Origin of the sequence: uncultured Oceanisphaera sp., assembly GCF_947495715.1 — a bacterium.
GTDB lineage: Bacteria > Pseudomonadota > Gammaproteobacteria > Enterobacterales > Aeromonadaceae > Oceanimonas > Oceanimonas sediminis.
The window spans coordinates 107,717-120,066 of record NZ_CANLZU010000006.1; the positions used below are offsets into that span (position 1 = coordinate 107,717).

Sequence of the window (12,350 nt, forward strand, 5' to 3'; positions counted from 1 at the left end):
CTGCGACGCTCAGCACATGACGTCCGACCGCCAAGGATGGCGGGAGTGTCAGCATTGCAGGAGCCGTTGTTGACCTGTCATGTGATGGTCGGCTGAGTCTATCCCAGCCGCCTCTTTTTAGGCTCGGAGTCGTCGGTGAGCACCACTGACAACCCCCTCCGTGTTGAGCATCGGGTTGGCTGTCAGTATTCGACAGACTGCACCTCAGCTTCACGAAGCAGCAGCGGGGATTGCCGAAGCCGACCGCCAAATGTTAGGGATGACATTTGCCGAGCGTCCCATGGATGGGCTTGAAGCGTGTCGGCGGAGTGCAACCGCGCTGCTGCTTCGCATGGCGGTCATTCTCAACGATTTGTGACCAAGAGACAGGCTTACCGCTTTGTTTAAAGCCCCAGTTTATCGATAAGCGCTTCGGGCCCGCCGGGCAGGCCGGTTTGCTGAAGTTGCACCCGGCCCTGTTCGTCCAGCACGGTAATAGCGTTGGAATGAGCGACTTCACCGTCGGCCAGCCCCATGTAGCGAATGTTCAGCGCCATGGCCAGGGTGCGTACCTGTTCATCGTTGCCGCTGAGCAGGGTCCAGTGCTCATCCAGTTTTCTCTTTTTGGCGAAATGACGCATGATTTTGGGCGTGTCCTTTGCCGGGGTCAGCGACACCAGTACAAAGCCCAGCCCTTGTTGCTGCTCGGTGCCGAGGGCGGCCTGTATCGACTTGAGATCGGACACGATCACCGGGCAGGCGGTGATGCAGTCGGTATAGATCATCGCCACTATCCGCTTCTTGCCCGCCAGTTGCCGAATGTTCAGGCTGTTTCCCTGGCGGTTTTGCCAATCGCTGTTGAGCTGGTAAATAGAGTCGCCGGGCAGGGCGGCCTGAACATTAAAGGCGGTCAGCAACAGCGTCGTTATTAACGTCAACTTCAATTTCAATTTCAACGACAGCATCGGTGCTCTCATCGGGTCTCTCCTGTGCACAACGAAAACCCAGGTTGCCCAGGGTGTAAGGCGCCTTCAGGCTGGAGCTAAAGCCGAAGCGCATGAAGGCGGCATAGTCGGACGGATCGGCGCTGCCGGCGGCAGCCGAGCCGCAGAACAGTCCCTGGTCCAGGGCGCTGTCACCGCGGGACTCGCCGGTAACCAGGCCGGAGTTGAAGTCCCGAGTCCATTCCCACACCAGACCGTGCAAGTCCTGTATGTGCCAGTGGTTGGCCGGGCTTTGCCCCACCTTCGGCAGGGTCGCCGTGGCCGGGCGGGCATACCAGGACAGAATGCGCCGGGTGTAGCCCGGCTCACGGCTGCCGTTGGCGGCCCGCTGTGAGGCCTGAGCGGCAAACTCCCACTCTGCCACCGTCGGTAATCGCTTGCCCCGGGCCTGGCAATAGGCGCCGGCCGCATACCAGGACACATGGGTCACCGGTTGTTCGAATTGCTCGGGCCGAGGGCCGTCCGGCCCCCAGTGACTCAGGTATTGTGGCTCTACAAACAGCGCCACTGCTCGATTGCGCTGCCAGCGCGGATGCCTGCGTACAAAGTCGGCAAACTGGCGATTGGTGACCGGGGTGGTGTCCAGCCAAAATGGCGCCACCGGAGTGAGCGGGCTGTCTTTGGTAAGGTACAGCGGCCGAACCAGCCCGCCGGGCAGTTCGACCATCTGTGGCGCCGTTACCGGACTGGCGGCCATCGACAAACCCGTTATCGATACCGCCGCCAGACTCAACAGCCGCACCGGGCTCATCAGTGGGCGCTCCCGTCCATGATGATGGCCTTGCCTTCGTCGCGGCGTTTGGCCACCTCATCCGGCGTGACGACGCCGCCATTGTTGTCCCAGCTGTTCAGCACATAGGTCAGCACGTTGGCGGTATCTTCATCGGAGAGACGCATGGCCGGCATTATGCTGTCGAAGGCCTGGCCGTTGACCTTGATCGGACCTTTCAGGCCGTGCAGCACCACGTCGATGGCGCGGGTGGGATCGGCGTTGAGAAAATCGGAGCCTGCCAGCGGAGGAAAGGCGCCGGGAATACCCTGGCCTTCGGCCTGGTGACAGGCCTGACAGTTGGCCTCATACACGCGCTTGCCGTACAGCAACTGGTCGTCCTTGTTGTTGGCAACCAGTTTGGGATGCCCGTTGGGAATGCTCTGCACCGCCGAGCCTTCGGGCAGGTAGACGTTTTCAGCCACCTTGCCGGAGTAGACGATTTTATCTTCGGGGCCGTCTACCGCCATCATACCGAGCGCGCCCTTGTTGAAAGCCCGAAAGATGGAGTGATCCACCAGAATGAAGTTGCCGGGCACCTCCAGCTTGAATTCGGCCATGGCGGCGCCACCGGCAGGCACCAGGGTGGTCTGCACGTTTTCGTTCTGCAGATTGCCGCCTTCCACGCTTACCTTGTCGAAAATCTCGCCGATGACATGGAAAGACGACACCAGGTTAGGCCCGCCGTTGCCTACAAAAAGGCGCACGGTTTCGCCCACGTTGGCGGTGAGTGCCTTGTCACCATTCAGCGCACCCACGGCGCCGTTGAACACCACATAGTCCGGCTGCTCCTTGATGACCTTGTCCATGTCAAACGACTGCAGGCCCTGTTCGCCATAGGCGCCCTTGGTATAGAAGTCGCCCTGCATCACATAATATTCCCTGTCTACCGGCGGCAATCCTTCCTTCGGCTCCACCAGGATCAGGCCATACATGCCGTTGGCGATGTGCATGCCCACCGGCGCGGTGGCGCAGTGATACACATAGAGCCCGGGGTTGAGCGCCTTGAAGTTGAATACCGAGGTATGGCCGGGGGCGGTAAAGGACGAGGCGGCGCCACCACCCGGGCCGGTGACCGCGTGCAGGTCGATATTGTGAGGCATCTTGGAGCTGGGGTGGTTGGACAGGTGAAACTCTACTTCATCGCCCTCGCGCACCCGCAGAAACTGACCCGGCACCGAGCCGCCGAAGGTCCAGAACATGTATTCCACCCCGTCGGCAATCTCCATCACCTTTTCCACGGTTTCCATCTTCACCACCAGTTTGGCGGCGTGATCCCGCTGAATGGGCGGCGGCACCATGGGCGGAGAGGTCATGACGGCGTCTATTACCGGCAGGCTGGCGGCCTGGGCGGAAAGGGCGAAAGTAAAACCCAAGGCGGTAACGATATTGCTCAGTTTCATAGAATGCTCCCTGCGCGAGGCGCTGTGTATGATGACCGTAGAAATCAAAAGCTGTATTTCATATATAAGTTTATAAGCCGGTTCATATTGAGACCTGATACAGATCAATAAAGCGGCGTTATTCGAGCAGGGGAGGTCAAAAATGAGTCGAGTCAGGATCGCCAGGCGAAAAATGTAACATGGATCTCACTTTTTAATATTGCCAAAAATGGCGATGTTTGAGTTTATTACCAATAAAATCAGTTTCTTGTGTGTTTTTATGGTCTGGGGAGGCAGGATGCAGAAGGAAGGGTTGTTAATTTTATGTATATATAATTATGTATCCATAATAATATCTAGCCGTACCCACACTAACAGCCAAGGGAGTAAGCCATGGATAGCAATATACAACCTTTTGGAAAGCGTTTTCAGAAAAGCCTGCTGGGGATCATGCTGGGCACGGCACTGGCCAGCGGACCAGTGCTCGCCGACACCCTGAGGGTCGCCGGCAACTTCGCCACCGACCATTCCAGCAGCCTGGCGATGGAAGTGTTCAAGCAGGAGGTGGAGACCGCGACCGATAACGACATCAAGGTGCATCTGTTTCCGGCCATGCAGCTGGGCGGGGCCTCCGAAAATGTCGATCAGGTGCGCTCCGGCGTGCTGAGCATGACCTGGATTGGGGTGTCTTTCCTGTCGCGCACCGTGCCCGAGCTGGAAGCGGTCAGTTTGCCGTTTGTACTGAAAGACCGGGAAACCGCCTTTCGCGTGATTGACGGCGAGGTCGGGGATCTGCTCAACGACAAACTGGCCGAAAAAGGCTTCGTCGCCCTCGGCTTCATGGAGCTGGGCGCGCGTCATATCACCAACAGCGTGCGGCCCATCGAGTCCATCGAAGACTTCGACGGCCTCAAGATCCGCCTGCAGCCGAATGAAACCCACCTGAAGAGCTTCCGTGCTCTGGGAGCCAGCCCGGTGTCCATGGGTATCAACGAGGTGTATTCGGCGCTGCAGCAGAAGGTGATCGACGGTCAGGAAAACCCCTTCAGCATCATTCGCAAGAACAACTTCGGCGAAGTGCAGCAGTATCTCACCGATACCAACCACTTCTTCGACTTTATCGTGGTGGTGGCCAACAAGAGAAAGTTCGACCGCATGTCGGACGACGAGCAACAGGTACTGCGCGATGCCATGACCAAGGCCGTGGCCTGGCAGCGTGAAAAGGCGGCCGAAGAAGACAGCCTGTCCCGGGACGAGCTGATTGCCGCCGGCATGAAGTTCAATGCGGTGACGCCCGAGCTGCATCAGGCCATGCAGGACAAGACCGCCGGTATCGTCGAAGAGCTGAAAGATCGTCTCGGCGCCGAGCTGGTTGACGCGGTACTGGATGGAGCCAAGTCATGAAAGCCGGCCACAGTGAGCATGCCGATATGCTTGCCGGGCCGGGAGCAAGCTCATCCCTGGCAGCGTCTGTACGGCGCTGTCTGCTGGGGGTGGACAGGGCCTCCATGCTGCTGATCCAGGCCACCATGGCGGTGATGGTGCTGCTGGTGTCGTCTCAGGTGTTCAGCCGTTATCTGCTGTCGGAGTCCATCGACTGGGCCGATGAAGGATCTCGTCTGGCCTTCGTCTGGGCCATCTTTCTGGCCATTCCCCACGGTCTCAAGCAGGGGGTGCATGTGGGCATCGATGTGCTGACCAACCGGCTGCCGGCCCAATGGCAGGAGCGACTGGCGCGTCTCATGTTGTTGATCAGTGGCGTGCTGATGGTGGTGGTCTGCTACCAGGCGGTAATGGTCTCCATCGACACCTGGGAAGAGCTGATGCCAACGCTGCCGGTCACCGCCTCGGTGTTCTATTTCCCGGTGATGCTCAGCTGCGGCCATGCCTTGCTGCATCTGCTGTTCATGGCCTGGCAGGGTACCGACACCTGGCGCGAGCCGGATAACGAGGAGGAGGTCTCATGACTACATTGGCCATAGTGTTGTTTCTGATATTGGCCTTGCTCGGCATGCCGCTGGCGTTTTCGCTCGGTCTGGCGGCATTGGGTGGCCTGGCCTACAGCGGTATCGAGCTGTCGGTATTGCCGCAGCGAATGATGCACGCGGTCAACTCCTTTCCGCTGATGGCGATTCCGCTGTTCATGCTGGCGGGCGAGTTGATGGTGGGCGGTCAGGTGATGCAGCGCACCATCGACTTCGCCAACGCCGTGGTGGGGCGGGTCAAGGGCGGACTGGCCCATGTCACCCTGCTGTCCGGTCTGGGGCTGGCCTCGGTGACCGGGGCGGCCGTGGCGGGTGCCAGTGCGCTGGGCACCACCATGATGCCGTCGATGAAAAAGCATTACGACGTGGGCTTTGGCTCGGCGGTGGTGGCCTCGGCCTCCAACCTGGGTCCCATTATTCCGCCCAGCGCGGCGATGATCGTCTACGCGCTGATGGCAGGATCTTCGGTGTCGGTCGGCGGCCTCTTCATGGCCGGTGTGGTGCCCGGAATTCTGCTGGTGGTCGGCATGATGGGCCTGGCCAGCTATATCGCGCACCGCAAGGGGTATGCGCCCACCGGTGAACCCTTCAGCTGGCAGAATCTGCTGATCCAGGGCAAGCGGGCAGGGGCCATCATTCTGATGCCGGTAGTGGTGATCGGCGGTATCGTCGGGGGTGTCTTCACCGCCACGGAAGGGGCGGCCATCGCGGTGATCTATGCCTTTATCGTCGGCAAGTGGGTCACTCGCAAGCTGAGCTGGAGCGAGCTGCCGGGCTGTATGTTCCGCGCCGCGCTGACCTCGGCGGTCGTCGGTGCGCTGATCGCCTTTGCCACGCCACTGACCTTTCTGTTCACCATAGAGTTGTTGCCGCTGCGGTTGTCGGAGTTCATCCAGGGCTTTACCAGTAACCCCGAGGTGTTCCTCGCCATGGTGATGGTGATGCTGCTGATAGTGGGCATGTTTCTGGAGTCTAACGCCGCCTACATCATGCTGGTGCCGCTGTTTGCGCCCATCGCCCTGGCCTACGGCATAGACCCGCTCTACTTCGGCTTTCTGTTCGTGTTCAACCTGGTCATCGGCATGATGACGCCGCCGGTCGGGGTGCTGCTGTTCGTGATGTGTGGTATCGCCAAGATCCCCATGTCCCAACTGTTGCGCTATGTCTGGCCCTTTATTGCCCTGCAATACCTGGTGTTGATGTTGTGCTGGTTTTTCCCGGAAATCGTGACGGCCCTGCCGCATGCCCTGGGTTATTGATTGTTAACTGAAAAATCGAAAATTTTTCCAAGGAGAAAAAGATGACTGATCGTACTTTGTTAGGTGTGCTGACCCCGTCTTCCAATACCAGTCTGGAGCCGGTGACTGCCGATATTCTGCACGGTGTGGACAACACCAGCGCCCACTTCGGCCGCCTCAAGGTGACCGAGATTTCGCTGACCGAGCAGGCCCTGAGCCAGTTCGACAACGAGCCTTTCCTGCAGGCGTCCCGGCTGCTGGCGGATGCCAAGGTGCAGTCCATCACCTGGAGCGGCACTTCCTCCGGCTGGCGCGGTTTTCAGGATGACGAGATTCTGTGTGACGCCATCACCCGGGAAACCGGCATTCCGGCCACCACCTCGGTGCTGGCGCTGAACGAGCTGTTCGACCTGACCGGGGTTAAACGCTTCGGCCTCGTCACCCCTTACCTGCACGATGTGCAGAGCAAGGTGATTGCCACCTATGCCGCCGCCGGCTTCGAATGTGTGGCCGAGCGTCATCTCAACGACAAGGGCAACTTCTCCTTCTCCGAGGTGAGCGAGGAAACGCTTGAGGAAATGGTACGTGCCGTGGCCGCCGAGCAGCAATGTGATGCCATCACCATTTTCTGCACCAACCTGCGCGGTGCCCGAGTGGCAGCCAGACTGGAAAAGGAACTGGGTATTCCCATCTACGACACTGTCTCTACCGGAGTGTGGAAGGGCATGCTGCTGGCCGACGCCGACCCGAGCAAAATTAAAAACTGGGGCAGTATTTTTTCAATTAAGCCATAATTATATATTATGTAATTTAAAGCCCCGGTACACCGGGGCTTTGGTGCCTGAGGTCGTGGCGCGATCGGGATCACGCTGGCTACGGCCGAAGATGGCGCTTTTATGCAGCAGGTATTATGCTGCCCGGCTGACAAGTTGTAAGCCGCACACAAATTATAAAAAAGGCGGGCACTGTGGTTACACCTATTAATAGTTACGGTAGAAATTCTCTGCGTCGTCGCTCCCTTCATGAGGAAGTGGCCGATTGCGTACGCACCATGATCATCGAAGGCGAGCTGAAAGAAGGCCAGCGCATCAACGAGCCCGAGCTGTGTCAGCGGCTGGATATTTCTCGCACCCCCCTGCGCGAGGCGCTGAAGGTACTCCATTCCGAAGGCATGGTCACCATAGAGCCCAATCGGGGCGCCTGGGTGGCCACCATCACGGCCGAGGAAATTCGCGAGCATTTCGAGATCATCAGCACCCTGGAACGGCGAGCGGCCGAGCTGACCGCCATCAAGGCCAGCGAGAGTGACCTTACCCGGCTGAGCCAGTTGCAGGAAAAGCTGGAACACCACCATCAGGCCCAGGAGCGTCACGAGTATTTCGAGATCAATCAGCATATTCACCGCCTGATCATCGAGCTGGCGAACAACGAGAGCCTGACCCAGCTGCACCATCAGCTGATGAACCGGGTCAGTCGCGGGCGCTATCTGGCCATCGGCATGCAACATCGTTGGGACGAATCCGTCGGTGAGCACAAAGCCCTGCTCGACGCCCTGCTGGCACGCGATGGCGACAGAGCCGGCCGCATTCTGGCCGAGCATGTGATGCATACCGGCGAAACCGTGGTCAAGGAGCTGGAGCAGCAACAAAAGGTCGGCTGACCGGTCATTCGGCAAGCCAAAATTCCACCAGCAATCTGTCTTCCCCCATATCCCCGAATCACGGCGGGTCACCGCCGGTCTCGAACCCAGCCAATCCGTTTTCTTCTGTAATACCAATCTGAGAAAGTATCTGCTCTATTTGTCAGCTCTGTAAAGGCCGAACGAAGGGTCTATTCCACCGACACGCTGCAGATGAATGACACTCATAGTTTCAGCCAGCTGCGAGCATTCACTGGATACTCGGTCAGGCTGAAACGATTCGTCACGGCGAGGCAGGCTCGCCCCATGTACGCTCAGCACATGACATCCGACCGCCAAGGATGGCGGGAGTGTCAGCATTGCAGGATCCTTTGTTGACCTGTCATATGATGGTCGGTGAAATAATAGATCCCTTCATCCGTCCCTAAGCTACCGAGTCGCCTGTGAGCGTGGCTTACAGACAACTCGCTGCTTAAGGAGAGGCAACAGAGATCGGCTTCCACGACCGTGACAATGCCAGGGATGGCATTTCCCGAGCCCCCAAGGATGGGTTTATGGCGAGTCGTGGGAGCCGACTCTGTTGCCTCGAGTATCCAGTTTCAAAATAGATCATATTTTTATTTAGATTGGTATTACCACACTCTGCAGTATTGCCTCTGCTTTGTTGTCTGCTTCCCTCCCGAACATCTCCCTCCCCCCCATTTTGTTTTCAATAAAAACACCACTCGTTAACCATGAATTCACATTTAAAGTGATACAGATCACATATACCCCTGTTTTCGATTGAATAACCACCCCGGCAATGTTTAATTACGAATATATAATTATATATTCAATTTCACCTGCTTCGGCAGTGGACAGAAAAATGGCAAACACTGGACCCCCGCCTTCGCGAGGGTGACGAAAGAGGAAGGGATATGTCTGAATTCGATCTGGTCATCCGCAATGGCCGCATCGCGACCGCCGCCGACATCACCGACTGTGATCTGGCCATCAAAGACGGTCGCATCGTCGCCATGGGTGAGAATATCGGCGCTGGCAAACGGGAAATCGATGCCAAGGGTCTGTGGCTGTTGCCGGGCGGGGTGGATGCCCACTGCCATCTGGATCAACCCATGCCGGAAGGGCTGCGCATGGCCGATGACTTTTATACCGGCACCCGCTCCGCCGCCTGCGGTGGTACCACCACAGTCATGCCCTTCGCGGCCCAGGAAAAAGGCCAGTCGCTGAAGGCAGCGGTAGAGGATTATCACCGCCGTGCCGAGGGCAAGGCGGTGGTCGATTATGCCTTTCACCTGATTGTGACCGACCCCACCGAAACCGTACTCAAGGAAGAGCTGCCGGAACTGATCCGTCAGGGCTGCACCTCCTTCAAGATTTACATGACCTATGACGACCTCAAGCTCAACGACGGCCAGATCCTCGATGTGCTGGCCCTGGCCCGGGCCGAAGGCGCCATGGCGATGATTCATGCGGAAAACGCCGATTGCATCGGCTGGCTGACCAAACGCCTGCTCGATGCGGGTCACACTGCCCCCAAGTATCATGCGGCTTCCCGGCCCATGCTGGTGGAGCGGGAAGCGACCCACAGGGCCATCGCTTTGTCGGAGCTGGTGGATGTGCCCATTCTGGTGGTGCATGTGTCCGGCGCCGAGGCGGTGGAGCAAATTCGCTGGGCACGCAGCAAGGGCATCAGCATCTATGCGGAAACCTGCCCCCAGTACCTGTTTCTTACCGCCGAAGATCTGGGCCTGGACGGCTACGAAGGTGCCAAGTGCGTATGCAGCCCGCCACCACGGGACGAGTCCAATCAGCAGGTGATCTGGGATGGCCTGGACGACGGTCTGTTCACCATTTTCTCTTCGGATCACGCACCGTTTCGTTATGAAGACCCGCAGGGCAAGAAGCCGAATGGCGAAGAAGTGGACTTCCCCTACATTCCCAACGGCATTCCCGGCCTCGAAACCCGGCTGCCGCTGCTGTTCTCGGAAGGGGTCAACAAGGGCCGTATCAGCCTCAACAAGTTTGTCGAGCTGACCGCCACCAACCCGGCCAAGCTCTACGGCCTGTATCCGCGCAAGGGCACCATCGCCATCGGCGCCGATGCAGATATCGCGCTGTGGGATCCCAAGCGGGAAGTCACCATTCGCAACGAAATGCTGCACCACGACGTGGACTACACCCCCTATGAAGGCCGCACCGTCACCGGCTGGCCGGTGATGACCCTGAGCCGCGGCGAGCTGGTCTGGAATGACGGCGATGTGCCGGGTCGGGCCGGGCAGGGGCGTTTTCTGCCCTGCGGCAAGCCGGACATGGCCAAGCCCAAGGTCAGAGGATAAGCCGATGCGATTGCTGCTCGTCAACGCCAACACCAGCCGAAGCATCACCGACACACTGGCAGCCGAAGCCCGGCTGTCGCTGCCGGCCGACTGGCAACTGAGTACCGCCACCGGCGCCTTTGGCGCGGCGGTGATTCAGACGCGCCGCGATTGCGCCATCGCCGAGCATGCCTGTATCGAGGCGGTCGAAGCCAATCTGGCAGAACACGCAGAAGGCTGTGACGCCGTGGTAGTGGGGGTATCGCTGGATACCGGCCTGTGGGCCCTGCGCGAGACATTGAAGGTGCCGGTGGTCGGCCTGCTGGAAGCGAGTCTGCTCACCGCCTGCATGGTTGGTGGTCGCTATGGCCTGGTGGTGGTGGGGCCGCAAACGGTGCCGTTGTACCGGGAATTGGTGGAGCGGCACGGCCTGGCAGCCCGCCTGGCCGGAATAGAAGCCATTGCCGCCGACGCACCGGCGGTGCAGGCGGCACCGGAACAGTTTGAATTATCGCTTGTCGAGGCCTGCAACCGGCTGGTCGAGGGCGGCGCCGAGTGTGTGATTCTGGTCGGCGCCGTGGTCGCCGGTCTGCATCGCCGACTGCAGGCCAGAGTATCGGTGCCGTTGCTCGACGGCATGGCCTGCGCGGTTACCCAGGCCTGCGGCCTGGCCAGACTCCCATTATTCAGGGCCGAGGCAGACGGTGCCCGGCTGACGTAAGCAAGGTTGAAGGTAGCAAGGCTTAAGTTATCAAGGAAAGGGGATTTCCCCCATTACAGCAATCCCATCAAAGGAGTGAGTCATGTCATACAAAAGTGGTCGTCATTTTCTGCAAATCCCCGGCCCGTCACCGGTGCCGGACCGCATTCTGCGCGCCATGGATTATCCGACCATCGATCATAGAGGGCCGGAGTTTGCCGAGCTGGGCAAGGAAGTGCTGGCCGGCATCAAGCGGATGTTCAAGACCGAGAGCCCGGTGATCATTTACCCGGCCTCGGGCACCGGTGCCTGGGAGGCGGCGCTGGTTAATACCCTGAGCGCCGGCGACAAGGTGCTGATGTGCGAGACCGGTCAGTTTGCCACCCTGTGGCACGAACTGGCCACCAAGCTGGGACTGGAGGTGGAATTCATTCCCGGTGACTGGCGCCACGGTGCCGATCCGCAGGCCATTGCCAGCCATCTGCAGGCGGATACCGACCACCGCATCAAGGCGGTGTGTGTGGTGCACAACGAAACCTCCACCGGGGTCACCAGCCGCATTGCCGAGGTGCGTAAGGCCATCGACGGCACTGGGCATCCGGCGCTGTTCATGGTCGACACCATCTCCGGGCTGGCTTCCGCCGATTACCGCCACGACGAATGGGGTGTGGACGTCACCGTGTCCGGCTCCCAGAAGGGCCTGATGCTGCCGCCGGGCATCAGCTTCAACGCCCTGAGCGACAAGGCGCTCAAGGCCGCCGAGCAGGCGACCCTGCCCAAATCCTACTGGGACTGGCAGCCGATGCTGGCCAGCAATGCCACCGGTTATTTCCCCTATACCCCCGCCACCAACCTGCTGTACGGCCTGAAGGAAGCCATCGGCATGCTGGAAGAAGAAGGTCTGGAGCAGGTGTTTGCCCGCCACCAGCGTCACGCCGAGGCGACCCGCCGTGCGGTGCGCGCCTGGGGCCTGGAAGTGCTCTGCCTCAACGAGCAGGAACACAGCCCGGTGCTCACTACCGTGTTGCTGCCCGAGGGGCAGGATGCCGACCAGTTGCGCAAGGTGATTCTGGATCGCTTCGACATGTCGCTGGGCGCTGGGCTGGGCAAGCTCAAGGGCCGGGTGTTCCGCATCGGTCATCTGGGTGACATCAACGATTTGACCCTGCTCGGCACTCTGTCGGGTGTTGAAATGGGCCTGGCCTGTGCCGGGGTACCGCATCAGAGCGGGGGTGTACAGGCGGCCATGGCCTACCTGTCCGACACCGGCGCCTGATAACGGCGTCGGTGGGACCCCGCCGACGCCATGCTGCGCATGATGCGCACATTATGTTTG

11 protein-coding genes are annotated in these 12,350 nt (G+C 59.4%); 8 read left to right on the forward strand and 3 right to left on the reverse strand.

Annotated elements, in window-relative coordinates:
- Positions 1-383: 383 nt before the first annotated feature.
- Genes Q0753_RS05555 through nirK form a run of 3 tightly spaced genes read right to left on the reverse strand, consistent with a single transcriptional unit; the run spans position 384 to position 3,155 of the window.
- The gene (locus Q0753_RS05555; RefSeq protein WP_298718317.1) at positions 384-917 is read right to left on the reverse strand and encodes an SCO family protein; all 534 of its coding nucleotides are present in this window, start codon (positions 915-917) and stop codon (positions 384-386) included.
- The gene (locus Q0753_RS05560) at positions 880-1,734 is read right to left on the reverse strand and encodes a formylglycine-generating enzyme family protein (RefSeq protein ID WP_298718319.1); all 855 of its coding nucleotides are present in this window, start codon (positions 1,732-1,734) and stop codon (positions 880-882) included. Before Q0753_RS05560 ends, Q0753_RS05555 begins: the two co-directional genes overlap by 38 nt.
- Positions 1,734-3,155, reverse strand: a complete 1,422-nt coding sequence (nirK, locus tag Q0753_RS05565; protein ID WP_298718321.1) for a copper-containing nitrite reductase — start codon at positions 3,153-3,155, stop codon at positions 1,734-1,736. The genes Q0753_RS05560 and nirK overlap by 1 nt, the downstream gene beginning before the upstream one ends.
- 372 nt (positions 3,156-3,527) lie before the next feature.
- Here nirK and Q0753_RS05570 point away from each other — a divergent pair, with 372 nt between their 5' ends.
- The 8 genes from Q0753_RS05570 to Q0753_RS05605 all read left to right on the forward strand — a co-directional run bounded on the left by Q0753_RS05570 (position 3,528) and on the right by Q0753_RS05605 (position 12,290).
- The gene (locus Q0753_RS05570; RefSeq protein ID WP_298718324.1) at positions 3,528-4,538 is read left to right on the forward strand and encodes a TRAP transporter substrate-binding protein; all 1,011 of its coding nucleotides are present in this window, start codon (positions 3,528-3,530) and stop codon (positions 4,536-4,538) included.
- Entirely contained in the window at positions 4,535-5,101 is a 567-nt protein-coding gene (locus Q0753_RS05575; RefSeq protein WP_298718326.1) for a TRAP transporter small permease, read from the forward strand. Before Q0753_RS05570 ends, Q0753_RS05575 begins: the two co-directional genes overlap by 4 nt.
- Complete coding sequence (locus tag Q0753_RS05580) at positions 5,098-6,378, forward strand: TRAP transporter large permease (protein ID WP_298718328.1); 1,281 nt, start codon at positions 5,098-5,100, stop codon at positions 6,376-6,378. The genes Q0753_RS05575 and Q0753_RS05580 overlap by 4 nt, the downstream gene beginning before the upstream one ends.
- Positions 6,379-6,419: 41 nt before the next feature.
- Positions 6,420-7,151 (forward strand): aspartate/glutamate racemase family protein, encoded by a 732-nt coding sequence (locus tag Q0753_RS05585; RefSeq protein WP_298718330.1) that lies wholly within the window; start codon positions 6,420-6,422, stop codon positions 7,149-7,151.
- A gap of 173 nt (positions 7,152-7,324) precedes the next feature.
- The gene (locus Q0753_RS05590; RefSeq protein ID WP_298718332.1) at positions 7,325-8,017 is read left to right on the forward strand and encodes a GntR family transcriptional regulator; all 693 of its coding nucleotides are present in this window, start codon (positions 7,325-7,327) and stop codon (positions 8,015-8,017) included.
- 896 nt (positions 8,018-8,913) lie between these two features.
- Positions 8,914-10,335 carry a dihydropyrimidinase gene (gene hydA / locus Q0753_RS05595; RefSeq protein ID WP_298718334.1) on the forward strand — a complete coding sequence of 474 codons (1,422 nt, stop codon included), beginning with the start codon at positions 8,914-8,916 and terminating at the stop codon, positions 10,333-10,335.
- Between the two features lie 4 nt (positions 10,336-10,339).
- A complete protein-coding gene (locus tag Q0753_RS05600; RefSeq protein ID WP_298718335.1) occupies positions 10,340-11,035 on the forward strand; it encodes an aspartate/glutamate racemase family protein in 696 nt (231 codons plus the stop codon).
- A gap of 82 nt (positions 11,036-11,117) precedes the next feature.
- Positions 11,118-12,290, forward strand: coding sequence for an aminotransferase class V-fold PLP-dependent enzyme (locus tag Q0753_RS05605; protein WP_298718337.1), 1,173 nt, complete (start codon positions 11,118-11,120; stop codon positions 12,288-12,290).
- The last annotated feature ends 60 nt before the right edge of the window (positions 12,291-12,350 follow it).